This window comes from Cellulosimicrobium cellulans (assembly GCF_016921195.1).
Taxonomy (GTDB): domain Bacteria; phylum Actinomycetota; class Actinomycetes; order Actinomycetales; family Cellulomonadaceae; genus Cellulosimicrobium; species Cellulosimicrobium cellulans_F.
Map to the genome: position 1 here is coordinate 145,189 of NZ_JAFGYF010000003.1, position 25,148 is coordinate 170,336.

The following is a 25,148-nucleotide window of genomic DNA, read 5'->3' on the forward strand; positions in this document are numbered from 1 at the left end:
CATCGTCTCACCTGGGGGTGACATGGCCCTGACCGTCGGGGAGCTCGTCGCCTACATCCGGGCCGACGGGACGCAGTTCGACCGGCAGGTCGACCAGTCGGGGCAGAAGTTCCAGGCGCTCGGGACCATCGTGTCCACCGGTACGAAGACGATCGCGACCGCGTTCACAGCGGTCACGGCCGGTGCCACGGCACTGGGTGCGCACGTCTTCAAGATCGGTGCGGACTACAACCGGCTGCAGCAGTCCTCGCGTGCTGCCCTGTCGACCCTGCTCGGGTCGGCTGAGGCCGCGAACGCGCAGATGGACAAGCTCGACGACTTCGCGAAGAACAGCCCGTTCGCGAAGCAGGTCTTCATCCAGGCGCAGCAGCAGCTCCTCGGGTTCGGGGTCGAGGCCGGGAAGGTCATCCCGATCCTGGACGCTGTCCAGAACGCCGTGGCCGCGGTCGGTGGAAGCAACGAGCAGGTCGAGCAGGTCACCTACGCCCTCGCGCAGATGCAGGGCCAGGGCAAGCTCACCGGTGAGACGCTGAACCAGCTCGGCCAGTACGGCATCGACGCCGCCGGGATCGTGGGCGCCGAGATGGGCAAGACGGGCGCGGAGATCCGTGAGCTCGCGTCCAAGCCTGGCGGTATCCCTGTCGATCAGATCTGGGACCCGCTCGTCACCGGGCTGATGGAGCGCTTCGGTGGCGCGACGGATGCGATCAAGCTGCAGTACGACGGTGCGGTCGACCGGATCAAGGGCGCCACCCGCGATATCGGTTCGATCATCGCGGCCCCGTTCATCGACCCGAATGGCGGCGGCCGTGCGGTCGAGTGGGCGAACAAGGTTGCGGACGCGCTGCGTGCCCTGCAGACGAAGGTCGACCCGCTGGTCGATGTCCTCGTGCAGCGCCTCACGCCCGCGTTCGACGCCATCACGCCTGCGCTGGACCAGGTGAAGTCCGCCATCAACGGGTGGGACATCTCCCAGGTCAACGCGCAGATCGACACCCTCGTCGAGTACGCGCCCCTCATCGCTGGCGTGTCGGCCGGGCTGCTCGCACTGGGCGGGAACAGCCTTGGCCTGGGGCGCCTGGGGCTTGCTCTCAACCCGGTCGTCGCCGGGATCGCGGCCCTGGTCGCCACGTCTCCGGAACTGCGCGGGGTCGGGCAGGACTTCCTGCGCGCCCTCGAGCCCGTCCTGCCGATCCTGTCGGAGCTCGGCGAGGTCACCGCCGACGTTGCTATGGAGCTCATCCGGGTCCTTGCACCGGCGATCGGTGATCTGGCCGTTCCTGTGGCGGAGGTTGTCGTCGCGCTGGCGTCCGGCCTGTCGCCTGCGCTCATCACGACCCTTGAGGCGCTCGTCCCTGTGGCCGAGGTTGTCGGTGACGTCGCGAGCGTCATCGCGAACATCCCGACACCGGTCCTCGCTGCCGTCGCAGCGTTCATGGCGTTCAAGGACGTGAACATCGCGCCGATCGTCGAGGGCGTGGGCACAGCGTTCGGGGCGATGCGCGACACGGTGAACGCGTCCCGCGCGGTGCTTGAGGCGACCGGCCAGCAGGCCGGTGTCATGAACACCGCGATGATGACCGCGCGCGTCGGCGTGACCACCCTGGGCACGGCGCTCAAGGCGACGTTCCTGACGAACCCGGTGGGTATCGCGATCGCCGCCCTTTCGAGCGCTCTGGGCGTGTTCGCTGCGAAGTCTGCGGAGGCGAAGGCCCGGGCGGAGACCTACGCAGACGCCGTGAAGCTCGTGGGCGAGGAAGCCGAGGTCGCGACCGCGAAAGTGGCGGCTGCTGCCCTGGTGAACGGTGACGACTGGGGCTGGTGGCAGAAGCTCTCCACGGACTTTGACTCGGCTGCAGACGCGATGGAGCACCTCGGGATCTCTCTCTCTGACGCGTCAGCGAAGATTGCCGGGTCGCGCGCCGACTTCGATTCGTACATCGAAGGTCTTGAGGCGATGAAGGCGCAGTACCCGGAGCACGAGACGGCGATCCAGCAGATCATCGTCAAGTCGTCCCAGCAGCGCTCGGCGTACGAGGACGCTGCGGACAGTGCTCGTCAGATGGAGGAGGCCACGGCTGGCCTCACCAGCGAGACGGAGCGGGCCACGCCGGCGATGGACCTGTACAACGACGCGATCCGTGAGAACGGTGAGCTGAACCTGTCTGCGGCTGAGGCGACGCTTCGGGCGCAGGACGCGCAGGTGCGCGCCACCGAGGCGATCGACGCGGCCCGCGCGGCGCAGGAGGAAGCGAACCGGATCACGCAGGACGCGAACGCGACCGAGGAAGAGAAGGCCGCCGCGGTCAAGGCGTCCGAGGAAGCGACCAGGAACGCGGAGTCCGCGATCCTGTCGAACGTCTCGGCGCACAACTCCCAGATCGACGCGATGCGGAAGAACAACGCGTCGAACCAGGACCTCATCACGACGGTGATGGCTGCACGGCAGTCGTTCATCGACCAGCAGGTCTCGATGGGTAAGACGCGGGAGGAAGCGAACCGCCTGGCGGACGAGTACGGGCTGATCCCGTCCTCGGTAGTGACCCAGGTGTCGATCACGGGGAACGCCTATGACGTGGTCTCGCAGATCGTCCAGAAGGTCACGGACCTCAACGGCAAGACGTTCTCGTTCACGATGCAGATGAACGCGCGTGGTGAGCAGGTCAACGGGTTCGGGTACAACTCCCGTATCTCGGAAGACGGGTCGTTGTCGGAGCGCGGGAACCGGCTCAAGGCGTTCGCTGACGGTGGGTTGACCGGTGCTGGGGCCGCGGTCGCACGGGTTCCGCAGATCCAGCGTGGCGGAGCGAACGTCCTGTGGGCTGAGGACTCCACGATCTGGGAGGCGTATATCTCCGGCAAGCCGGATATGCGTAACCGGAATCTGCGGATCTGGGAGGAGGCCGGTCGCCGGCTCGGCGCGTTCCCCACTGCTGTACAGCCCTACGCGAACGGTGGCATCACCACGCCTGAGGTTGTGACCGTTACGCCGCAAGGGAATGTCACCAACGTCGACGTGCAGGTGACCACCACGGGAGATGAGCGACGGGTCGGTCGCGCTGTTGGAGAGGAACTCGCGTGGAGGCTGCGCGCATGACTGAGGTGGGCGCTCTCTCGGCTGCGCCTGAGTTCACGCAGCCGTGGCAGGCCACGATCAATGGGCTCATGGTCGGCCCCGGAACCCCGTACGGGTGGACCATGCGCCAAGGTATCGAAGAACTCCCCTCGTTTCGCGCGAACACGGTTGGCCGACCAAACGCGCATGGTGACTTCGATGCCCCGTTCTGGGCTGACGGCCGCGTTCTGACCTTCGGGTTCCGGGTTCTGCGCGAAGCGCGTTGGCTGTACGGCGCAACGTACGAGGACGCTGTTACGGCGTTCCGGCGCGTGATGGTCCCTACCCTGGACCTGTTTGAGGTTTGGGTGAACGTCCCGGGCCGCGGACCCATCCGCTGGGATGTGCGGGTGTCGAGGCACGAGATCGTCACTGACCCGGCCTACGACATCGGTCTCGCCGTCATCTCGACCCAGTTCTACGCACCCGACGCGGTTGGACATGGTCCTCAGCAGGTGGGATACGCGTGGTTTCCCGAGCTGGTCGGTGGCCTGGAGTTCGACCTGTTCACCGACGGCGTTGAGGACACGGGATGCCTCGAGTTTGGGGAGCGGGGAGAGACCGGGCGTGTACGCCTGGCGAACGACGGCACTGCGGAGTCGTACCCGGTGTTCAACGTCGAGGGGCCCGCGCTCGACGGGTTCGAGATCGTCGCCGTCGGTCAGGGTCGGCGCATCCGTTGGGAGGGGCGCCTGTTCCCGGGCGACCTACTCACCATCGACGCTGCTCACGGCACTGCCCTGCTGAACGGCGCGGCCGACCGGTCAGGCCTGTTCACGCGACGTGAGTGGTTCGCGGTGCCACCAGGAGATGAGCTCGAGGTGCAGTTCCTTCCCGTTGGCGCGTCGACCGGTGCGCGCCTGTCCGTCGTCTCGTCGTCAGCGTGGTGGTGAGGCGTGGTCGAGATCATCTGCGGCGAACTTCGTACGGGCAAACGCCTGGCGTCGGTGCCGGTCGCACAGTCAACGTGGTCAATCAAGCATCGGGCGGCGGGCACGATTGAGGTGACCGTTCCGCTCGAGATCGCCGAGTACCGCAAGGCGCGCTTGGCAATGAGCGGGCTGTTTCCGGCACTCGCACTAGTGCCTGACCCCGGGCTAGTGCCGACGTACCCCACGATCACGTCGTCCCCGGACACGCAGTACCGCACGGACGCGCTCGCGTCGCTGGACCCGGCGCGGTGCTTCCTCGCGGTCGTCGAGGGCGACCAGGTGCTCGAGGCCGGCCCGATCTGGTCGCACGACTACGACGACGACACGCGCCGCCTCACGCTCCGCTCGGCCGGTCTGTGGTCGCTGTGGGACCACCGCATCGTGATGAAGGTCCTGGCCGCGGGTGAGGACCCGGCGGGGTCGTCCCTGTCGTGGTCGGGCCTGTCCCTTGCGACGATCGCGAAGCGGCTCGTGCAGACGGCGATCGCGCACGTTGGCGGGTCTCTCCCGCTCGACCTGCCGGCGGACGTTCCTGGCGAGGCTGAGCGGACCTACTCGGGGTTCGAGCTCGCGAACCTCGGGCAGCGCCTCGAGGAACTCATGGGCGTGATGGGCGGCCCGGACATCGCGTTCCGCCCCTACCTCGCGGCGGACCGTCTCGGGATCCGGTGGCGCATGGTCACCGGTGACCCGCTGCTGACGCAGTCGGGCGCGGACTGGTCGTGGGACACCTCGGCGGCGCGCGGGTCGACGACGGGCTTGTCGATCTCCCGGGACGCGACCGGGCTCGCGTCGCGCTGGTGGATGGCCGGTGACGGGGTCGAGGTCGAGATGCCGATCGAGCTCGTCGCGTCGTCCGAGCTGACGGACGCCGGCTTCCCGCTCCTCGAGCAGGCCGAGTCCCGGTCGTCCGTGTCGGAGCGGGCGACGTTGCGGTCCTGGGGCGAGGCCAACCTCGCGCAGTCCTCCCGCCCGTGGATGACGTGGAAGTTCTCCGCGCGCCGCGACGTGTACCCGCTGCTGGGGCAGTACCAGCCCGGCGACTGGGCGCGCGTCTACGTCCCGGGCGGGCACCCGTATCTGCGGGGTCTGCTCCCCGAGGGGCACTACCGGACCCGGATCCTCGAGATCTCCGGGGGCCTGGACGACTGGGTGGACATCACGTGCGCCCCGACCCCCGAGTACAGGTGAGGAGGGAACGTGGCTGACGCGTACACGCCCCCGGCGGCGTCCTCGCAGTACCCGACCCCGCGCGCCGGGCTCGACGCCGTAGCGGCCCAGATCCGAGGCGTGAAGCGCCGCCAGGACGAGTCCGAGCGGTCGCGCACCCTGCAGTCCGCGGCGATCTCCTCCGGCGGTCTCGTCGTCAAAGACGGTGGCTCCGTCACCGTGCGTGACGGTGGCGGGTTCGCGATCGACGGCGGCGGCGACCTGACGATCGGTGACGGCGGCGACGTCGTCGTCCAGGACGGTGGCGGGCTCGAGGTCCGCGACGGGGGCTACCTGCGCGGGAAGTACGCCGACGGGTCCACGTCCGCGGTCCTCGGCCCGATCCGGGACGCCGCGACCGGGGCCCCGTTCGGTCACGGACTGCTCGTCCAGTCGTCCGGAGCCGAAGGTGGGGCCGACATCTTCAAGGCCAAGCGGGAGGTAGACGGCGCGCGCACGGTCGAGTTCGGCTCGCCGAACCTGCCGCTCGACGACGTGTGGGGCCGCACACAACGCTGGTGGATCCGAGCAGCGCAGGCCACTGGCACCGGTGGTGACGCACCGATGCGACTCACGTGCGCCGGCGAGATCGGGATCTACTCCGAGACGGGCCGCCTGCGCGTGCCGTGGACGAACGCCTCGGCCGCAGCCAACGTCGCGCTCGACGCTGACGGTATCGTCCTGCGCGTCTCCTCCGCCCTCAAGTACAAGCAGGACCTCGAGGACTACAACGCCGACCCCGACGCCGTCCTGGCGCTGCGCCCTCGCACGTGGCGCGATCGCGGCGAGGTCGAACGCGACCCCGACACCACGAACCGGTACGTCGGGTTCATCGCCGAGGAAGTCCACGACGCCGGCCTCACCGACCTCGTCGTGTACGACGCCGACGGCAACCCGGACGCGCTCAGCTACGACCGGTTCTCCGCGGCGCTGCTCGCGGTGATCCGCCGCCAGCAGGACCAGATCGACTCCCTCACGCGCGAGCTCGGCGAGCTGCGCGCACGACTCCCTGAGGAGACCCCATGACGATGCAGCGCGGTCTGTTCGTCCGCAAGGACGACACCCGAGGCACGAGCCCGGTCGAGGCGCGAAACGCGCTCGCCGGGCTCGTCACGCCCTCGGACGTGGGCGGTGTCCTGACCGGGATGACGGTCGCAGGGACGGACGGGTGGGCCTACCAGGTCGGCGCCGGCGTGGCGACGGTGGTGCGCGGCGCAGGCGACGGCGTCATCATCACCGGGAACGACGCGGCCCTGTCGGTGGTGTGCGACCCGGCGCCGGCGTCCGGTGCACGGTACGACCTGGTGTGGGTGCTGCACCACGACGTCGACGGCGGGGACACGGACTCCGAGGCCCTGGCCGGGGTCACGTCCGGCACGGCCGCTGGCACCCCCACCAAGCCGTACACCGCGGTCCCCGCCGGGGCGACGGTCCTCGCCGAGTGCCTGCTCTCCTCGGACGACGTGTCCACGGCCGGGGCGTCGATCCAGCAGGTCGCGCGCCGCGTGGTCGGGCGCGGTGGGCTGGGCCGGTACCCGAGCACGGGCGCACGGGACGCGGACGCGTCCGCGCGCGACGGGGACGCCGCCTGGGTCGACGACGTGCTGTACGTGCGCGTGGCCGGCACGTGGCGGGTGCTGTGGCGCGACACCGGGTGGGTGCTGCCCGTCACCTACGGCAACGGCTACACCGCCTACAACGGGTCGGGGTGGCAGTCGATCCGGTCCCGGGTCGTCGGCGGCGTCTGCTACGTCAACGGCGCGTTCCAGCGCGCGACCGCGTGGACGCAGGGGCAGGCGATCTGCCAGCTCGCGGCCGGGCACCGGCCCGGGTCGCGGGTGCAGGGCGTCGGATGCCAGGTCACGGCCGAGGGCGACGTCGTGGTGAACCAGGCCGGGACGGGCGCGGGCTCGATCTCGGCCTCGTTCCCGGTCTGAGAGGGGGCGACGTGGGATTCATCTGGGTCGACGGGGTCACGCCCCTGTCCGCAGCGAACCTCAACGAGCTGCTCCAGCTCGCCGACGCACCCGCCGTCGTCGCCGACGGCATCGACGAGGCGATCGTGTCCGGCGCGCTCGTCGAGCCGATCAACCTCGCCGTCGCGATCACCGGCGGCACGTTCAACGTCCTGGCCTACGGCGCGGTCGCGAACGGGGCCACCGACTGCACGAACGCGTTCCAGGACACGGTGAACGCCGCAGCGGCTGCTGGCGGCGGGGTCGTGTACGTCCCGTCGGGCACGTACTACCTGTCCGGGGTCGTGCAGCTCGCCGACGACATCACGGTCCGCGGCGACGGGGACACCACGGTCCTGTCCAAGCGCGGCGCGGTGTCCTCCGGCGTGATCTTCCAGGGCGCGTCCGGGTCCGCGCAGGGGTACGGCGCCGGCCCGTCGCGGGTCGTGCTCGAGCGGTTCCGCGCGGTCGGGTCCTACGCCGCCGCGCAGACCGGGTGCGTCGCCCAGCTCCACCACTGCCGCGACGTCGTCGTGCGCGACGTCGTCGTCGACGAGCTCATCGGCGGCGGGCACGCGTTCGACCTCATGGGTTGCGACACCGTGACGTTCTCCCGGTGCACCTTCCTCGGCGTGGACGGCTCGCGCATCTTCACCGAGGCGATCCAGACCGACTTCTCCCAAGCACGTGGCTTCACGATCGCGGACGATCCGGCCGGGTGCGACGGCCTGGCGACCATCAACGTCACCGTCGACGGGTGCAGCTTCCTGCCGAAGGTCGTCGGCGGCACGTCCTACTACGCGCCGAACCCGATGGGCACGCACACCGGTGTCGAGGGGTCGCGGCCCAGCGGCTACCGGTTCACGAACAACCTCGTGCGCGGCTGGCAGGGCGACCTCACATCCGCCTACGCCGGCGCACTGCACTTCGCCGTCGGCGTCGACGGGCTCGACATCGACGGCAACGTCTTCGAAAACAGCGGCGGGCAGGCCGGGCTCGCGATCAACCTGTACCGGGGCGCGTACCTGCTCCCCATGGACCAGGTGCAAAACCCGAACCCTCCGGCCGCGCCGGAGTCCGCGAACCCGCTCGTCCCCCTCAACACGCGCATCACCCGCAACACGTTCACCGGGTGGACGAACGCCGGCGTCGACGCGGTCAACGCGATCGTGCAGGTCCAGGGCGACCAGCGTGCCGGGTTCCCGCGCGCGGACAACGTCATCATCGCGGACAACGCGTTCCCCACCGCCGGGTCCGGGGTCGCCACCGCCCCCGCGTCCTACCCCGTGCACGTGCGCTACGCCACCCGGGTCCGGGTCACCGGGAACTCGACCCGGTACGCGTCCAAGGGTATCTGGGTGCGCGACGCCTCCCAGATCACGATCACGGGCAACGTCGTCGCGGACTCCACCACGACCGCGACCGACGGCGGCGGGATCCGCTGCACCGCCGTGGACGACCTCACCTGCACCGGCAACACCCTCACCGCGGTGAAGGACCCGCTGTGGTTCAACGCGTGCAACCGGGCAACGATCTCCGGCAACGCCGCCCAGGCGCTCGCCGGGTCCAGCTACGGCATCTACTACACGACGTCGGCGTCCGTCGCGACGATCACCGGCAACGTCGTGACCTCGACCGGGACCGTCACCCGCGGGATCTACATCTCCAACGGGGCGAACAACGTCGTCGCGACCGGCAACACCATCGTCGGCGCGTTCACGAACCCCGGCGTCACCACCTCCGGGTCGACGAACGTCGTCGTCCCGGCCGGATCGAACGCCACGGGGACCTGACCATGGGCATACTGCGAGATCTGTGGTCGAAGGTTCATGAACCCAAGGCAGTCTCCGTCGCGTACTTCGTGATCTACGCCTCCGGCGTCCTTGCTGGCCTCTACGCCACCATCGTTCCCCCGTCGTCCATCGAGGGCGAGATCGGGGCCGCAGCCATGACCGTGCTGTCCCTCTTACTGACGGTTGGGTGCGCGATCGGCACGGCTGCCGCACTACCTGGCATCTACTGGCTCGAACGCACCGCCGTGACTTCGATCGCCCTCGCCATGGCCTTGTACCTCGGGATCGTCATCGCTCTTCACGTCCAGTCCCCAGACGGGAACCGCCTGCTCCAGGCGTGGCCAATCTTCGCCGTCCTGGTCATGCAGTTGGTCCGGTGGGTACGGATCCGGCGCCGCCCCTACAGGCCGGAGGAACCAGCCGTCATTGAGGCCTGACACCGGGAGGGGGCCGGTGTGGATACCGGACAGATCATCTCGCTCGTCGCGGCCCTAGGCATCGGCGGCATCTTGAAGCAACTCATCGACAACGTCGCGGCATGGCGAAAGGGACGCCAGGCAGAGGAACGCGACGCATGGGCCGAACGCGACCGCGAGGCCAAGGCCCGCCGCGTGCTCGAGGAGTACGCCCACGCCCTGCGACGGCTCCTGTTCCGGCTCGGCCTGCGGGAGGGCGCCAGCGACGACGACATCCCGCCGTTCCCGAACTACTGACGCAACTAAGGAGGACCTCGTGTCCCGTTACGCATGCGCCGAGTGGGCGCCCGTCACATGGATGAACCGGCTCTCGCACACCCGCAAGAGCCAGCTCACGTTTCACATCACCGCCGGCGAGGGCGACCCCCGCACGATCGCAACGTGGCGCAACGGCCAGGCCGGTGCTCACTTCGTCGTGTTCCGAGACGGCCGCACCGTCCAGATCGCAGACACCGCGTGCCGGTCCGCCGCGGACTACGGCGCGACCCACACGATTTCCGTCGAGTTCGTCGGCAAGGACGGCCCGCTGACCGCCGCGCAGGTCGCCGCCGCGATCCGCCTCGCCCGCGAGGCACACAAGCACGACGGCGTCCCGCTGCGCGTGGCCGCGACGTCATCGGACGCGGGGATCGGGTGGCACCGGCTCGGCGTCGATGGGAACTTCCCCGCTGGCCGCATGGGCGGGCGCCTCCAGCGGTCTCCCCTCGGGGTCAAGACGTCCGCAGCCCGCGGCAAGACGTGCCCCACGGACTCGGTCATCGACCAGATCCACGACGAGATCCTGCCGGCTCTGGCCGGCCCCACCGATCAGGAGGACTTCATGGCGAACATGACCGACGAAGAGAAGGCCCGCCTGCTGCGGGCCGCGGACCGCGTGCTCGGCGCGCTGCCAGGCAAGGAGAACGGCCGCGAGAAGCACCCGCGCGTACTCGACGTAGGTGACGGCGCCGAGATCGTGAAGAACCTCGGCTACGTGCGCGACCAGCTCGCGGGCTTCACCCAGACCGCGATCACCAACGCGGTCCAGGCCCTGCCCGGGACCGACCCCGACACGATCGCCGCCGCGATCACCGCGGCAGCGGACAAGGCGTTCGCCGGCCTGACCGGCACCCTCACCTTCGACAACCGGGAGATCTCGTGACCACCACCCCCACACAGCAGGAGTACCCCGGCCGCGCGTCCTGGCGCACCGCGGTGCAGAACGTCGTTTCCGTCGTGCTCGTGCTTGGGATCGTCGCCCCGCTCGTAGCGGCGATCCTGCATGAGGAGCTCGGCGGCTACCTACCCGAGGCGTGGCTCGCGTGGGTCGTCGCCGCGGCTGCGGTCCTTGCCGCTGTCTCCGCGGCCCTGGCCCGGATCATGGCGATCCCGGCCGTCGATGCCTGGCTGCGTCACCTCGGCCTGTCCTCGACCCCGGCTCTCCCCACGACCGATCCGACCTACACTCGCAAGCACTAGCCGTCGACCAGCGGTCACACCGCACAGGACAGCGCCTCTCTCGCGGCACGCGAGGGAGGCGCTTTCGTGCGTTCTGGGGTCGATCAGTCGACGAACGACGCCAGGAGGTCTTGAGCGGACATGACGGACGCCTGATCGACGTGCCTGTCGTAGAACCAGGTGCGCTCCTCGCCTTTCGGCGTGAGAGCTTCGGCGATCGCTTCTGCCGCGGCCTCGGACCCGTGCTCCGTGTGCTCGCCCAAGTGCACTCCGCCCAGTTCGGCATCGAACATCGCACGCAACGTCGTGTCGTCGAGTCCGAGCATGCCGGTCAGGGCGTGCCCGAACTCGTGTCGGACGGTCGTGCGTACGTCCTGCTCTAGCCCATCCCCGTAAGCCGCCGGACTGGGCTCGATCACGACCAGTGGACGCCCAAGCTCGTCCCCTACATCCGCGTAGGTGACGCCCCAGAGGCTGTCAGGCAACGAGCCGAACGACCAGATGACGTCGCACACCGGAAGATTGATGGAGTGTAGGCGGGCGATCTCGTCCCACGCGATGCCCTGCACCGGGTCGTGAGGACCCGGATGAGCGCAGGGCGCTGGAGGATGGACCTTCTCGACCGGATCATGCGTGTCTGCAACCGCAGCGGTCGGCATGGCGGTTGAGTCGCCGATCGGGTCAGCGCGCCATGTGATCCCAACCAGCACCACGACCACCACGAGCAGAGCCCGTGTTGCGGCTCGAGCACCAGGGTACATGAGTGGAACTGTACGAGGCACTCACTGGCACTTGCAACGCATCCAGCGGACCTCGCCAGGCCGCCAGTTCCCGGTTCTTCCTGGCCTTACCCGGACAGGGTCGCCACCACGGCCCCAATTCCGCTCCTTTCCGGGGCGCGCGAAAGCCCGCCTGGGGCATCTCGACCAGGCGGGCTCAAGGTGTACTCGCGTCCCCGAAAGGGTGCTGTTGACAGGGGTGGTTGACGTAGTATCCAGGTGGGGCCAGAAACCTGGCCCCACCTGCAGCGATACCAGTGGAGGTGCGGGGAATCGAACCCCGGTCCGGTGACGCCGATCGAGGACTTCTCCGGGCGCAGTCTGCTGTCGTTTTTCTCGGCCCCCGCACTCACGCAGACAAGGCGCGGACGGGCTCAGTCATCTAAAAGTCCCCGCAGCCCCGATGACGAGGGCTACGAGCAGTGGCTCTCTAGATGACGCCAGGATCCGAGTCGAGAGCTAGCTCGGGCTGACGGACTTCGGGGCTCGCTCAGGCGGCGAGGGCGAAGTCGGTGCGCTTGTTATCGGCACCTGTGGTTTGCAGACATCGTTAACGAGATAAGCCTGCATCCTCGGCCCGCTTCTCCTCGAAGCACGACCACCGTCGAAACCGATCACCCCCTGTGGAGTTGTCAACCACTGCGCGACTCCCGGGCGGACCCGGTCCTCGTTCAGCAGGACAAGCCTACGTGATGAACACCGGGTGCCGCACCGATATTTCCGCGCTCTCCGGACGCCGCCCTGGGCGGCATCGGCGACTACTTCTTGCGGCTCAGGGCGTCCACGAGCAGACCGCCCGCGATCCCGAGGAGGAACACGTCCTTGGCGAGCCCTGTGCCCTGCTCGGTCGGACGCACGCCGTCCTCGCGGGTCATGCCCGGGGTCTTCAGGTACATGCCCACGAGCCCGGCCGAGAAGACGCCCAGGCCCACGGCCACGAGCCCGGTCGGCACGAACGGAGCCACGAGCGCCGCGCCGAGCGCGATCTCCGTGGTCGAGAGCGCCTTGGTGAACTGCTTCGGCTCGACGTCCCCGAGGAACGAGTAGGTCCCCGCCGCCATGCCGTGGATGCCCTGCGCGGTCGCCTCGTCCGCGCCGCGCTTGTTCAGGCCGGAGTTGAGGATGTAGGCACCCACCGCGAGGCGCGGGATGTACTGACGGAGCTTGACCATGGGGCCTCCTGTTCGCGGTCGTCGTCTCGCCCTCGACCGTACGTCTAGGGCGACGACGTCACCAGCGGGTGGGCCGTCGTCGCCACGGAGGCGCCGGGGTCAGCGCAGCTCGCGCTGGCGCATCGCGCGCTGCGCCTCGCGGTTGTCCTGCTTCTCGCGCAGCGCCTGCCGCTTGTCGTACTCCTTCTTGCCGCGGGCGAGCGCGATCTCGACCTTGGCCCGGCCGTCGAGGAAGTACAGCGCGAGGGGCACGATCGTGTGGCCCTTCTCGCGCGTCTTGGACTCGAGGCGCAGGATCTCCTCCTTGTGCAGGAGCAGCTTGCGCTTGCGACGCGGCGCGTGGTTGTTCCACGTCCCCTCGGTGTACTCGGGGATGTGGACGTTCTCGAGCCAGGCCTCGCCCCGGTCGACGGCGACGTAGCCGTCGACGAGCGAGGCCCGCCCCATCCGCAGCGCCTTGACCTCCGTGCCCGACAGGACGATCCCCGCCTCGTACACGTCCTCGATCACGTAGTCGTGGCGTGCCTTGCGGTTGCTGGCGACGACCTTGCGGCCGGTGTCCTTCGCCATCCGTGTCCTACCGTCCTTCGCTGTCGTGTCGTCGCCCGCGGCGCCGGACCTCCGGTCCCGCGCCGCTCGGAGCCAGGTGCCGCCGTCGTGCCGGCGCACCAGCGTACGGGTGCCCGACGACGCCCGGTACCGATTATCCCCCGCGGCCGGACGCCGCGGGTCGGGTCGCGGCGCGCGACACGGCCGGGCTCGGCGGACGCCGGGTCAGCCCAGGACCGACATCGGGTCGATGGTGGACCCGTTGACGTACACCTCGAAGTGGAGGTGGCACGCCCCCGAAAGCCCCGTGTTGCCGGAGTAACCGATGACGTCGCCCCGGTTGACCGACTGCCCGGACGAGACTGCGAAGCGGGTGAGGTGGTTGTAGCTCGTCATGAGGTTCTTGCCGCCGACCGTGCCGTGGTTGATCAGCACCTGGTTGCCGAAGCCGTTGCGCCACTGGGCATGGACCACCGTTCCGGGCCCGGAGGCCATGATCGGGGTCCCGCAGTAGGCGCGCAGGTCGGTCCCGGCGTGCATGCGGTAGTACCCGAGGATCGGGTGCAGCCGCATCCCGTAGCTCGAGGTCACGTGCGGCACCGCGGTCGGGAACGACAGGAAGCTCGAGATGCTGCCCCGGTCGCCACCCGACGAGGAGCCGCCGCCCCCGCCACCGCCACCGCCGCCGCCCGAGGACCCGCCGCCCCCGGACGACTGCTGCTGCTGGCGCCGTGCCTCCTCCTCGGCGGCCTTGCGGTCGCGCTCCGCCTGCTCGGCGATGATCCCCTTGATCTCCTGCTGCAACGACTGCTGCGCGGCCTCGTTCTCGGCGACCTTCGCCTCGGCCGCGGCCTTGCGCTGCTCGATCGTCGCCTTCTTCGCCTGCTGGTCGACGATGAGCTGCTCGACCTCGGCCTTGCGGTCAGCCGCGGCCTTGCGCGCGGCCTCGGCGGCGACGAGGTTCTCGTCGGCCTGCTTCTTCAGGTCCGCGACCGTCTCGCGCACCGCCTGCAGGCGCGCCTCCCGGTTGCGCGCGACCGACTCCGCCTCGAGCAGGTCCTGGAGCGAGCGGGACTGGCTGCGCGCCGCCGTCGACGAGACCGCGAACTCCTCGATGAACTCCTCGGTGCTCTGCGCACCCGTCACGATGCCGAGGCTCGACACGTCACCCTGCCCGCGATAGGCCTGGCGCGCCATCTCCGCGATGCTGGACTTCGCGTCCGCGACCTCGCTCGCGCCGCGCTCGATCTCGGCGCTGATCGCGGCCTCCTGGCCGAGCGCGTCCTCGAGCCGCTGCGCGAGCAGCTCCGCCTCGCGCTGCGTCCGTTCGACCTCTGCCTCGGCGGCGTCCAGCTCGGCCTGGGCGACGGGCAGGCGCGCCTCGATCGCCTGGAGGTCGACGACCGCCTGAGCGAGCTCCGCGTCCGTGTCCTCGAGCTCGGACTGGAGCTGCTCGCGGTCGCCGAGGATCTCGGACTGCCGCCGTTCGGCCGCTGCGCGGCGGTCGTCGATGTCGTCGGCGGAGGCCGACGCGACACCCCCCACGAGGAGCATCGTCGTGGCGATCAGGGCCGCGGTCGCGCGGCGGAGGTCCCGGGTCATCTCACACCCTCGTGTGCCGGTTGAGCGTGACGACCGAGGACACGGCCGCCAGGAGGAACGCGATGCCGACGAGGACGGGCGCGATGCGCAGCACGTCCGCCTCGTCGACGTAGGCCACCCACGTCACGGACTGCGACAACCAGTCGGTGACGAGGTACTTCACCCCCACCCACAGCCCGCCGACGGCGAGGAGTGCCCCCAGCACGGCCGCGATCGCCCCCTCGAGGAGGAACGGGAGCTGGATGAACAGGTTCGACGCCCCGACGAGCCGCATGATGCCGGTCTCCCGACGACGGCTCAGCGCCGACAGCCGGATCGTCGTCGTGATGAGCAGCACGGCGGCGAGGAGCATGACCGCGGCGAGGCCGGCGGCGAGGAGCGACGCGCGGTTGAGCGCGAGGAAGAGCGAGTCGAAGATGCGGCGTTGGTCCTCGACGACCTCGACGCCCGGGCGCCCGGTGACGACGTCGTTGACGACCTCGTAGTTCTCCGGGTTCGTGAGCTTGAGGCGGAAGGACGCCTGCATGTCGTCGACGGTGAGCTGCGTGCCGAGGTACCCGTCCGGGTACCGCTCCTGGAACGCCGCGAACGCGTCGTCCTTGGACTCGAAGTACACGGTCTGGATCTCGTCGGCGAGCTCGGACTCGAACACGTCCTCGAGCGCGGCGATCTGGTCCGGGGTCGCCTCGCCGGCGGCGCACGTCGGTGACGGCGAGCCGGTCGGGCAGAGGAACACGGACACCTCGACCTTGTCGTACCAGTCGTCCTTGAGCTTGCCGATCTGCGCCTGGAGGAGCATGGACGCACCGACGAACGTCAGCGACACGAAGGTCACGAGCACGACCGAGACGGTCATCGAGACGTTGCGACGCAGGCCCTGGCCGAGCTCCGCGAGGATGAACTGGAGTCGCACGCCGATCACTCCCCCGCCGTCGCCTCGACATGGCGACGCACCGAGCGTCGCGACGGCGGCTCGGCCGGCTCCTCCTCGGCGGCCGGCCGGGCCGTGGCCGCCTGCGAGCGCGGGACGGCCGTCGTGGGCGCCGACTCGGTCGTCGCGCCGGGCCCGGTGCCTGACGCGGCACCCGACGCGTTGTGGTCCGGGTCGGGGATGACCTGCCCCCGTGCCCCGTACGCGCCGTGCGCCTGGTCGCGCACGAGCGTGCCGGTGTCGAGCTCGATGACCCGGCGCCGCATCTGGTTGACGATCTCCTCGTCGTGCGTCGCCATGACGACCGTGGTCCCGGTGCGGTTGATGCGGTCGAGCAGGCGCATGATGCCGAGCGACGTCGTCGGGTCGAGGTTCCCGGTCGGCTCGTCGGCGAGCAGGATCGGCGGCCGGTTCACCATGGCGCGCGCGATGGCGACACGCTGCTGCTCACCGCCGGAGAGCTCGTGCGGCCGGCGCTTCTCCTTGCCCGCGAGGCCCACCATCTCGAGCGTCTCGGGCACCGTGATCGCGATGGTGTGACGCGGCTTGCCGATCACCTGCAGCGCGAACGCGACGTTCTCGAACACGGTCTTGTTGGGCAGCAGGCGGAAGTCCTGGAAGACCACCCCGATCTGGCGCCGCAGCTTCGGGACGTTCCAGCTCGACAGCGACCCGAGGTCGCGGCCGGCGACGAAGACCCTCCCCTTGGTCGGGCGCTCCTCGCGCAGGACGAGGTGCAGGCACGTCGACTTGCCGGAGCCCGACGCACCGACGAGGAAGACGAACTCGCCGCGGCGAACCTCCATCGACACGTCGTCGACGGCCGGCCTCGCGCCGCGCGCGTAGACCTTGGTGACGTTCTCGAAGCGGATCACAGCGGCACGTTCCTCGGGTCGGGGGTCGATCCGTGGACGAACGAGGTTCGTCGCACGATCCCGAGGGTAGGCACGCGCCTCCGGCACCGCCGGGCGGACACGCCGCGCCCGGGTGCATCGATCCGTTGCTCGGATCAACAGCCCAGGTGGGCACGCGCAAGGTCAGGACTCCTGCTGCGCCCCGCGCCGCCAGCGGATCCCGGCCTCGATGAAGTCGTCGATGTCCCCGTCGAACACCGCGGACGGGTTGCCGACCTCGTGCTCGGTGCGCAGGTCCTTGACCATCTGGTACGGCTGGAGCACGTAGGAGCGCATCTGGTCGCCCCAGCTCGCCTTGATGTCGCCCGCGAGCTCCTTCTTCTTCGCGTTCTCCTCCTCCTGGCGCACGAGCAGCAGGCGGGACTGGAGGACGCGCAGCGCGGCGGCGCGGTTCTGGATCTGCGACTTCTCGTTCTGCATCGACACGACGATGCCGGTCGGGATGTGCGTCATGCGCACCGCAGAGTCGGTCGTGTTGACGGACTGCCCACCCGGGCCCGAGGAGCGGAAGACGTCGACCTTGATCTCCGACTCCGGGATCTCGATCGAGTCCGTCTGCTCGATGAGCGGGATGACCTCGACGGCCGCGAACGACGTCTGGCGCCGGCCCTGGTTGTCGAACGGCGAGATGCGCACGAGGCGATGCGTCCCCGCCTCGACCGACAGGTGGCCGAACGCGTACGGGGCCTTGACCTCGAACGTGGCCGACTTGAGCCCCGCCTCCTCGGCGTAGGACGTGTCGAGCACCGCGGTCGGGTAGCCGTGACGCTCCGCCCAGCGCAGGTACATGCGCAGCAACATCTCCGCGAAGTCGGCCGCGTCCACGCCACCCGCGCCCGCACGGATCGTCACGACGGCCTCACGGGCGTCGTACTCGCCCGCGAGGAGCGTGCGGACCTCGAGCTGGTCGAGGTCCTTGCGGATCGCCCCGACCTCGGCCTCCGCCTCGACGAGGGTGTCCTCGTCCTCCATCTCCTGGCCCATCTCGACGAGGGTCTCGACGTCGTCGATGCGCTGGCCGAGCTTCTTCACCCGGTCCAGCTCCGACTGCGCCGCGGAGAGCGCCGAGGTCACCTTCTGCGCGGCGTCCGGGTCGTCCCACAGGTCGGGGGCCGACGCCTTCTCCGAGAGGTCCGCGATCTTCGCGCGCAGCACCTCCGGGTCGCTCACGCTCTCGATGGTCTCGAGCGTGCTGCGCAGCGCCTTGATCTCGGTCGGAAAGTCGATGGTGGCCACGAGGTTCAAGGTTACGCGACACCGCGCGCGCTCCGCGCCGTCGAGCGGGGAGGCCGTGCCCGACGGCGCGGCAGCGGTCAGCCCTTCGGCTCGCCCTTCGCGGCGGGCGAACCCGTGCCCGACGGCGCAGGCTCGCCCCCGGCCGCCTGCTGGCGGCCCTCGTCCCGCGCCTTCGCGAGCATCGCCTCGAGACGCTGGCGCCGACGACGGCGGTCGTCACGGATGCCGATGATCAGGACCACGACGATCGCGATCAGCAGGAGCTGCGGCCACGGGACGGCCCAGGTCGTCACGGTGACCGTGACCGGCTCCAGGGGGGTCTCGATCTGGTCGTCCGCCACGGGCGTCGGGGTGACCGTGACCGTCGTGCGGACCGGGCCGAGCGGCCAGACTGCGTCCACGTCGACCCTGCTCCGCAGCGACCCGCCGGGAAGGACCTCGCTGATCGGCTCCGCGGCGACGTCGTCGCTCACGGCACCGAAGAGTGCGGACGTCGCCACGCCACCCTCGGCACCGAGTCGGACGTTGCCGTCGTTCGCGACGTCGTACGAGACGGTCAGGTCGCCCGCGGCGAACGGGTTCCACGAGGGCGCGTACGACGCCTTGACGTTCTCCACCGTGAGGACGGGCTGGACCTCGCCCGTAACGCGCGTCGTGACGCGGAAGCCGACGCGGCTCTCGACGCCGACGCTCGTGCCTCCGTCGCCGGCACCCGTGCTGGTGACCGACGCCGCGATGCCGGCGGGGTGGTCACCGGGTGTCGCGTTCTCCGGGACCGTGATCGTGTACGGGACGACGACCGTCTCGCCCGGGCCGACGTCGACCGTCTCCTGGACGGTGACCCATGTCCCGGCGTCCACGGACTCCTGGTCCGACGGGAGCATGTTGAAGCGCCCGTTCGCCGTGAGGTAGCCGTCCGCCGCCTTGAGGCCGAAGGTCGCCGGGACGTCACCGAAGTTCGAGACGGCGATGTACTCCTCGATCGTCTCGCCCGGGTCGGCGACGTGGTCGACGCCGCGGCGCCCGTCCGGGCCGTCCGCGTTCGCGGGCTTGACGCCCCAGGTGATGCGGTCCTCGGTGTCGAGGTGCAGCACCGCCGGGGACGACACGCCGGAGGCCGGAGCTGCCAGCACCGTGGCGGGCGCGAGAGCAACGACGAGGGTGGCCGCGGCAAGGACGAGCCGGCGGGCACGACGACGAGCTCGGGAGCGGCGGTGGACAGTGTGCGTTGGTGCGGGAATCACGCTGCTTCTCTCCGTACGACGACGGGTCGCTCCACCGGCGCGACCGTGGTCGTGCCGGACGGAGCGACCCGTCGTGTGACTACTCGGTCGGTGCTCGGCCGCAGCCGGTCACCGGGACGTCGGGACGGCTCAGTCCTCGAACAGGGACAGCGTGATCGTCGAGTTGTACGCGCCCGGCGCGACGTCCTCGGCCGTCCGGAGCGTGAGGTTGGCGCCCGCGGTCCAGGAGCCCTCCGGGTTCACCTCGGCCGAGTCGAACGTCGAGACCAGGAGCTCCTGGTCCACGAGGCCCGGGCCCTCCTCGAGCACCGGCTCGACCGGCTCGCCCTCGGAGACCAGGCCGGTGTCGCCGCCGTCGACGAGCGTCGGAGCCCAGCCGAGGTTCTCCGCGCCGATCGTGCCGGCGTCACCGGTGAAGTCCGAGGCGCTGCCCAGGACGTACCAGAACGCGCCCTCGGGCACCTCGGTACGCGTGTCGGTGACCGTGACCTCGGGAAGCGCACCGTTGAACTCGCGGGTCCCCTCGACGGTCGACTCCGCCTCCGTCAGGGTCGTCGAGCTCGCGGCGACGCTGAAGGCGAGGTTGCCCGGGTCGACGTCACCCTCGATCTCGACGGAGACGTCCACGTCGGTGGGGTCGCCCACCGGCTCGGCCGTGGCAGCGGACGCGAGGGCGACCGTGCCGATGAGCATCGCGCCGAGGGCACCCCCGGCGACGAGCTTCTTCGTTGCTCGTGCGTTCATGTTGTAGCTCTCCATCGTTGGAGTTGTTGTCGGACCGGATCACCATAGCGGCGAACCTGGGGTTTTGACAGGTCCCAACCAGAAGTGGCCACCCAAAGTTAAGAAAGTAAACAAAGGCGCGGGAGCATGCTCACGCGTCGTTGCGAACCGTCCCTTCCTGGATGCTCGTCGTCGAACAGCAACAGGTGCTCACCACGCTCTGGCACGTGACTCTGCACGCACGATGATGCCATCACTCCACGCCTGGGTCACCCAGCTGATCATCGCGGGTCGTGCTCGTGCGGCCAGACCGACCGTCGCGGTGCGCCCGTCCGCGGTCGACGTCTCGGTCACGACGACATCGTGCAGGCCCTCGAGCGCCCCCGGATTCCGCGCGAGGTAGTCCTGGACGTCCGACCGGATCGACGCATCCGTGAGCGTGAGGACGCCGCTCTCGACCGGTGCGGTGGCGGCACCCGTGTAGAACGACTCGGGCGCCATCGAGTCCGCCGCGGTGAGGGCGAGCGCGTCCGCGAGCTCGTAGAGCCGCTTGCGCTCGAGGTGCACCTGCGTCGCGCTCACCACGACGGTGACCAGCAGGAGCGCGAACGCCACGAAGGCCGACGTGAGCAGCACGATCCGCCCGTCCTCCGGGTCGTCCACCGTCGCGACGAGGCGCCGTCGGACGCTAACCGCGCGCCTCATGGCCGCCTCGCGGCGTACTCGTCCACGGACGCGACGTGCTGCGCCTCGACAGGGACGGCGAGGGGGACGACGCTCCGCACGAACGACGGGACGAGCGGGAGGGGGACGTCCAGGTGGACCCTCGCGACCACCTCGCCGCCCGGCTCGAGGCACGGGTCACCGGTGCACGCGATCGCCAGCCCGCCGGCGCCGGCTCGGAAATCCTGGTCCTCGAGAGCGAGGGAGACCGCGGCGTTCGCGAGCCGCGCGCCGTCGTCCGCGGTCGGGGCGGTCACGAACGCGCGCGCCGCCTCGCGTGACGCGCCCTCGACCGCGAACGTCGCCGCCTGCAGGCGCCCTGCGGTGAGGACGAGATACATGAGCGGCAGCAGCAGGACGAGCGCGACACCCAGGAACTCCACGACCGCGCTCCCCCGCTCGGCGCCCGCCGGGCCGGAGACCAGACGAGCGCGCAGCGCGCGCAGTCCGCGAGTCACGGTGCCTCCTCGAGGGCGTGCCCGTCGACCGTGAGCACGCCGGCGGGCCCGAGCAGACCGACGACGGGGAGCGGTGCCGCGACCGTGACCTCGACGACAGGAAGCCCGTCCACCACGGTCTGCCGCGCCTCGACGTCCCCGGCGTAGCGTGGCGAGAGTGCCGCGGTGATCAGCTCGCGGGTTCGCGCCGCGCCGTCCTGCGGACCGCGGTCCGCGCGGCCTGCGACACGAGCGCCCTCGGCGGCGCAGTCCACCAGCGTCGCGCGCACGTGGACCGCGAGCGCGACCTGGAGGACACCGAGGAACAGCACGAGCACCAGGACGGACACGAGCGTGAAGTCGACGACCGCGGACCCGCGCTCACGGTCCTCCGGCGCTGCGCCCGCTTCCGCGCCGCGTGCCGCCTCAGGGCGCACCGACGCTCGAGATCGCGTTGCTGAAGGCCTCGGTGAGCGCCGGCCCGGCGACAGCCCACAGCGCGATGACGAGCCCGGCCGTCATCAAGGTGATGAGCACCCAGCCCGGGACGTCTCCCCGTTCCGGGGCTGCTCCCGCCAGCCGCGCGAGCGCGCTGTGCGCCGCCTGCCGCGCCGTGCGCTGTACCGCTCGGCGACCCCGCTGCGTCATCCGTCCCCACCCCTGCATGGTTCTCCTTCGTCGTCGTCGGTCGTGTCGTACGTGAGCTGTCGGGTCGTGCGGTTCCACGAGAGCCGCGCGGTCAGAATCCGAGTCGCAGCGTGGCCAGGGACGGATACACCGCGAAGACCACGGTCACAGGCAGGATGAGGAAGACGACCGGGATCATCATGGCCACCTCCTTCTTGCCGCCCGCCTCCATGAGCGCGCGACGCCCCGACTCGCGCACGTCCTGCGCCTGGGCGCGCAGCACGTCGGCGAGGGGGGTCCCGCGCTCCACGGCGACCGCCACTCCCTCGGCGAAGCGCGTGAGGCTCGGCAGCCCGGTCCTGCCTGCGAGCTGCTCGAGCGCGCGCGAGAGCGGTGTGCCGGAACGCACGGACGCCAGGGTGGCGCGCAGCTCGGCCGAGAGCTCCCCGCGAGCGGTCGTCGAGACCCGCTCGAGCGCCGCGACCGGCCCCTCGCCGGCGTTCACGGCGAGGGCGAGCAGCTCGGCGATCGTCGGGAACTCGGCGAGCATGCGTTCCTCCCTGCGCCTGACGGTCCGCGTGAGGGCGTGGTCGCACGCGAGCACGCCGCCCACCCCGCAGAGCAGCGCGAGGAGCACGAGCAGCACGACGGACGAGCCGCGCGTCGCGGCGAGGACCACCGCGGCGAGCGTACCCAGCGCGAGCCCGACCACGCCCCAGACGAGCTGGCGCGCACGGAACTGCTCGACGCTCTGGTGCCGGCCCGCGCGCGCGAGCCGACGGCGGACGTCGGAGGACGTGGAGCCGAACCGCTCGAGCGCCTTGCTCGCGTCGGCGAGCACGGGACCGATCAGGCGTTCGACCGTCGGGAAGGGTGTCCGGGCCGGCTGGTCACGGAGCAGCACCGACGTCCTGTCGTGAGTCCGCAGGTACGGCGCGAGGCGCTCGTCGAGCCGGATCGCGCGGCGCCGCGCGCCCGCCACGACGAGGAGCACTCCCACGCCGCCGAACGCGCCGATCGCCGCACCCGTGAGCGACACGTCGAGACCGTTCATCGCAGCACCCGCTCTTCCTCGGGCAGCCGCCCGATCCGCAGCATGAGGTGGTACGCCGCCGCGGAGCACGCCGCGCCGCCTGCGAGGACGAGCGCCCCCGTCACCGAGTTGTACGCCGCCGCCGTCTCCGGCCGGGTCGCGAGGAAGCCGAGCACCACCCATGGGCCGGCGACGGCGAGGCGGGCGCCGTTGACCGTCCAGGACTGCCGCGCCTCGAGCTCGCCCCGCGTCCGCGCGTCCTCGCGGAGGAAGGTCGAGAGGGTGCGCAGGAGCCGGCCGAGGTCCGTCCCGCCCACGTCGCGCGTCAGCCGCAGCGCCTCGACGATCCGGTCGGCCACCGGGTCGGCGAGCCGCTCCTTGAGCCGGTCCAGGCAGTCGCCGAAGCGCCCGGACGCGCGGTAGTCCAGCGCGAACCGGGCGAACGGCTCGCGCAGCTCCACCGGGCCCCGCTCACCGAGCTGACCGACAGCCTCGGGGAGCGACAGCCCGGCGCGAACCCCGGACGCGAGGTGGTCGAGGACCTCCGGCCACACGTCGCGCAGTCGCGCCCGGCGCCGTCGGGCACGCGAGCGCACGAGAAGCACCGGCGCCGACGCGGCGATCGCTCCGAAGCACGTCGCGATCGTCACCGATCCCGCGAGAACCGTCGCGACGAGCAGCACCACGACCCCGACCCCCACGCTGAGCGCCACCAGTGCGCCCGGCGTCACGGACGGCGCGCCCGCCTGGACGAGGAGGTCCTGGGTGCGTGCCGACCAGCCGTCGGCACGGCGTTCGCGTCGCGGACCCGGTGCCCAGAACGACCACCAGACGCAGAACAGGCCCGCGCCGAGCAGGAACCCCACGACGACGCCCACCTCAGCCCACCCCCGACCAAGCCGCACCGGCCGACGACGTGGCGTCGGTACCGGGACGCTCGGGGCGCAGCACCGCCGCCAGGTCGATGCCCGCGCGGGCGAACCGGTCGGTGCCGGGCGGGAACCCGTCGGCCCGCGTCAGCCGTCCCCCGGTCCGGACGAAGATCTCGGCCGCCTCCACCACACCCTGCTCGACCCGCCCCGTGACCCCGAGGATCTCGCGCACGACCCTCCGCCCGTCGACGTCGACGCCGAGGTGGACGACGAGGTCGATCGCGGACGCGACGGTGGGCACCACGAACCGGTCCGAGACGTTCTCGCCCGCCAGCAGCGGCAACGTGCACATCTTGGTGATCGCCTCGCGGGCCGAGTTCGCGTGGATCGTGCACATGCCGGGAACTCCGGCGTTCAGGGCGACGAGGAGGTCGAAGCTCTCCGCCTCGCGGACCTCACCGATGACGATCCGGTCCGGGCGCATCCGCAGCGCCTCCTTGACGAGGCGCCGCAGCGGGATCTCGCCGGTTCCCTCCAGGCTCGGCTGGCGGCACTGCATGGACACGACGTCCCGCACGGCGAACCGGAGCTCGAACACCTCCTCGCACGTGATGACGCGCTGCGTGGCCGGGACCGAGCCCGCGAGGGCGTTGAGCATCGTCGTCTTGCCCGCCTGGGTGGCGCCCGCGACGAGGATGTTCAGCCCGGCACGGACCGAGGCGTCGAGGAACCCGGCCGCCTGCGAGGTGAGCGACCCGAGGCGGACGAGGTCGTCGAGGTGCGACGCGCGGACCACGTGCTTGCGGATGTTGACCGCCCACGCGCTGCGCGTGATGTCGGGGATCACCACGTGGAGCCGCTCGCCGCCGGGGAGCGAGGCGTCGACGAACGGGCTCGACAGGTCCAGCCTGCGGCCGGACGCGCGCAGCATCTGCTCGACGAGGTCGCGCACCTGCTCGGCGGTGAGGATCGTCGTCGTGAGCTCGGACCGGCCGCCCCGCGCGACGAACACCTGCGAGGGCGCGTTGATCCAGATCTCCTCGATCTCCGGGTCGTCGAGGTAGGGCTGGAGCGGTCCGAGCCCGGCCACGGAGTCGACCACGGCCCGGGCGGCGGCCGTCGGGTCGGCGAGCGGCGCGACGGCCCCGAGCGCGCTCCGGGTCTCGTAGTCGGCGACCGCCTCGCGCACGAGCTCGTCGACCGTCGCCCGGTCGCGCACGGGGTCCACCCCGCGCCGCCGGACGAGCTCGCGCACCTCGCCCTCGAGCACGCCGACGGCGTGCGCGTCCCTGGACATGTCGAGCATTCCCCCTGCTCTGCTGGCCGGCTGCCCCGCCGGACCGAAAGACCTGACCGAGAGAGTAGGGCATCCGCACGTCTCGCGGGAGT

At 70.6% G+C, this 25,148-nt stretch carries 25 protein-coding genes, 1 other RNA gene and 1 pseudogene; 10 read left to right on the forward strand and 17 right to left on the reverse strand.

The window, feature by feature from the left end; genetic code table 11:
- Window positions 1–22 precede the first annotated feature (22 nt).
- The 10 genes from JN535_RS08740 to JN535_RS08785 all read left to right on the forward strand — a co-directional run bounded on the left by JN535_RS08740 (window position 23) and on the right by JN535_RS08785 (window position 10,938).
- The gene (locus JN535_RS08740) at window positions 23–3,097 is read left to right on the forward strand and encodes a tape measure protein (RefSeq protein ID WP_205205093.1); all 3,075 of its coding nucleotides are present in this window, start codon (window positions 23–25) and stop codon (window positions 3,095–3,097) included.
- On the forward strand, window positions 3,094–4,008 hold the full coding sequence (locus JN535_RS08745) for a phage distal tail protein (RefSeq protein ID WP_205205094.1): 915 nt from the start codon (window positions 3,094–3,096) through the stop codon (window positions 4,006–4,008). Before JN535_RS08740 ends, JN535_RS08745 begins: the two co-directional genes overlap by 4 nt.
- A gap of 207 nt (window positions 4,009–4,215) precedes the next feature.
- Window positions 4,216–5,238, forward strand: coding sequence for a hypothetical protein (locus tag JN535_RS08750; protein ID WP_205205095.1), 1,023 nt, complete (start codon window positions 4,216–4,218; stop codon window positions 5,236–5,238).
- A 9-nt stretch (window positions 5,239–5,247) separates the two neighbouring features.
- On the forward strand, window positions 5,248–6,282 hold the full coding sequence (locus JN535_RS08755; protein ID WP_205205096.1) for a hypothetical protein: 1,035 nt from the start codon (window positions 5,248–5,250) through the stop codon (window positions 6,280–6,282).
- Window positions 6,279–7,193, forward strand: a complete 915-nt coding sequence (locus tag JN535_RS08760) for a hypothetical protein (protein ID WP_205205097.1) — start codon at window positions 6,279–6,281, stop codon at window positions 7,191–7,193. The genes JN535_RS08755 and JN535_RS08760 overlap by 4 nt, the downstream gene beginning before the upstream one ends.
- Window positions 7,194–7,204: 11 nt before the next feature.
- The gene (locus tag JN535_RS08765) at window positions 7,205–9,004 is read left to right on the forward strand and encodes a NosD domain-containing protein (RefSeq protein WP_205205098.1); all 1,800 of its coding nucleotides are present in this window, start codon (window positions 7,205–7,207) and stop codon (window positions 9,002–9,004) included.
- 2 nt (window positions 9,005–9,006) lie between these two features.
- Window positions 9,007–9,441: a hypothetical protein gene (locus JN535_RS08770; protein WP_205205099.1), complete on the forward strand. Its 435-nt coding sequence runs from the start codon at window positions 9,007–9,009 to the stop codon at window positions 9,439–9,441.
- Window positions 9,442–9,459: 18 nt separating this feature from the next.
- A complete protein-coding gene (locus tag JN535_RS08775) occupies window positions 9,460–9,717 on the forward strand; it encodes a hypothetical protein (protein ID WP_205205100.1) in 258 nt (85 codons plus the stop codon).
- 19 nt (window positions 9,718–9,736) lie between these two features.
- Complete coding sequence (locus tag JN535_RS08780) at window positions 9,737–10,621, forward strand: peptidoglycan recognition protein family protein (RefSeq protein ID WP_205205101.1); 885 nt, start codon at window positions 9,737–9,739, stop codon at window positions 10,619–10,621.
- Window positions 10,618–10,938 carry a hypothetical protein gene (locus JN535_RS08785; protein ID WP_205205102.1) on the forward strand — a complete coding sequence of 107 codons (321 nt, stop codon included), beginning with the start codon at window positions 10,618–10,620 and terminating at the stop codon, window positions 10,936–10,938. Before JN535_RS08780 ends, JN535_RS08785 begins: the two co-directional genes overlap by 4 nt.
- Before the next feature lie 83 nt (window positions 10,939–11,021).
- Here JN535_RS08785 and JN535_RS08790 read toward each other — a convergent pair whose 3' ends face one another.
- The 17 genes and pseudogenes from JN535_RS08790 to JN535_RS08870 form a co-directional block, all read right to left on the reverse strand.
- A complete protein-coding gene (locus tag JN535_RS08790) occupies window positions 11,022–11,639 on the reverse strand; it encodes a hypothetical protein (RefSeq protein ID WP_205205104.1) in 618 nt (205 codons plus the stop codon).
- 312 nt (window positions 11,640–11,951) lie between these two features.
- Window positions 11,952–12,318: a transfer-messenger RNA gene (ssrA, locus tag JN535_RS08795) on the reverse strand.
- A gap of 136 nt (window positions 12,319–12,454) precedes the next feature.
- Window positions 12,455–12,868, reverse strand: coding sequence for a hypothetical protein (locus JN535_RS08800; RefSeq protein ID WP_205205106.1), 414 nt, complete (start codon window positions 12,866–12,868; stop codon window positions 12,455–12,457).
- 99 nt (window positions 12,869–12,967) lie between these two features.
- Window positions 12,968–13,438 carry an SsrA-binding protein SmpB gene (gene smpB, locus JN535_RS08805; RefSeq protein ID WP_047234045.1) on the reverse strand — a complete coding sequence of 157 codons (471 nt, stop codon included), beginning with the start codon at window positions 13,436–13,438 and terminating at the stop codon, window positions 12,968–12,970.
- 204 nt (window positions 13,439–13,642) lie between these two features.
- Window positions 13,643–15,019, reverse strand: coding sequence for a M23 family metallopeptidase (locus JN535_RS08810; RefSeq protein ID WP_205205107.1), 1,377 nt, complete (start codon window positions 15,017–15,019; stop codon window positions 13,643–13,645).
- A 1-nt stretch (window position 15,020) separates the two neighbouring features.
- On the reverse strand, window positions 15,021–15,932 hold the full coding sequence (gene ftsX / locus JN535_RS08815; protein ID WP_205205109.1) for a permease-like cell division protein FtsX: 912 nt from the start codon (window positions 15,930–15,932) through the stop codon (window positions 15,021–15,023).
- A 212-nt stretch (window positions 15,933–16,144) separates the two neighbouring features.
- Window positions 16,145–16,825, reverse strand: a pseudogene (gene ftsE, locus JN535_RS08820) (cell division ATP-binding protein FtsE); the annotation flags it as partial.
- A 162-nt stretch (window positions 16,826–16,987) separates the two neighbouring features.
- On the reverse strand, window positions 16,988–18,100 hold the full coding sequence (gene prfB, locus JN535_RS08825; protein WP_205205112.1) for a peptide chain release factor 2: 1,113 nt from the start codon (window positions 18,098–18,100) through the stop codon (window positions 16,988–16,990).
- Between the two features lie 77 nt (window positions 18,101–18,177).
- A complete protein-coding gene (locus JN535_RS08830) occupies window positions 18,178–19,209 on the reverse strand; it encodes a hypothetical protein (RefSeq protein ID WP_205205114.1) in 1,032 nt (343 codons plus the stop codon).
- Window positions 19,210–19,473: 264 nt separating this feature from the next.
- Entirely contained in the window at window positions 19,474–20,088 is a 615-nt protein-coding gene (locus JN535_RS08835; protein WP_205205116.1) for a hypothetical protein, read from the reverse strand.
- A 189-nt stretch (window positions 20,089–20,277) separates the two neighbouring features.
- Complete coding sequence (locus tag JN535_RS08840; protein WP_205205118.1) at window positions 20,278–20,772, reverse strand: hypothetical protein; 495 nt, start codon at window positions 20,770–20,772, stop codon at window positions 20,278–20,280.
- Complete coding sequence (locus JN535_RS08845; protein ID WP_307868447.1) at window positions 20,769–21,248, reverse strand: TadE/TadG family type IV pilus assembly protein; 480 nt, start codon at window positions 21,246–21,248, stop codon at window positions 20,769–20,771. Before JN535_RS08845 ends, JN535_RS08840 begins: the two co-directional genes overlap by 4 nt.
- The gene (locus tag JN535_RS08850) at window positions 21,245–21,664 is read right to left on the reverse strand and encodes a TadE/TadG family type IV pilus assembly protein (protein WP_205205120.1); all 420 of its coding nucleotides are present in this window, start codon (window positions 21,662–21,664) and stop codon (window positions 21,245–21,247) included. The genes JN535_RS08845 and JN535_RS08850 overlap by 4 nt, the downstream gene beginning before the upstream one ends.
- Complete coding sequence (locus JN535_RS08855; RefSeq protein WP_205205451.1) at window positions 21,654–21,875, reverse strand: hypothetical protein; 222 nt, start codon at window positions 21,873–21,875, stop codon at window positions 21,654–21,656. Before JN535_RS08855 ends, JN535_RS08850 begins: the two co-directional genes overlap by 11 nt.
- A gap of 91 nt (window positions 21,876–21,966) precedes the next feature.
- Window positions 21,967–22,908, reverse strand: coding sequence for a type II secretion system F family protein (locus JN535_RS08860; protein ID WP_205205122.1), 942 nt, complete (start codon window positions 22,906–22,908; stop codon window positions 21,967–21,969).
- On the reverse strand, window positions 22,905–23,765 hold the full coding sequence (locus JN535_RS08865) for a type II secretion system F family protein (RefSeq protein WP_205205124.1): 861 nt from the start codon (window positions 23,763–23,765) through the stop codon (window positions 22,905–22,907). The genes JN535_RS08860 and JN535_RS08865 overlap by 4 nt, the downstream gene beginning before the upstream one ends.
- A 1-nt stretch (window position 23,766) precedes the next feature.
- Window positions 23,767–25,065, reverse strand: coding sequence for a CpaF family protein (locus JN535_RS08870; RefSeq protein ID WP_374100490.1), 1,299 nt, complete (start codon window positions 25,063–25,065; stop codon window positions 23,767–23,769).
- Between the last annotated feature and the right edge of the window lie 83 nt (window positions 25,066–25,148).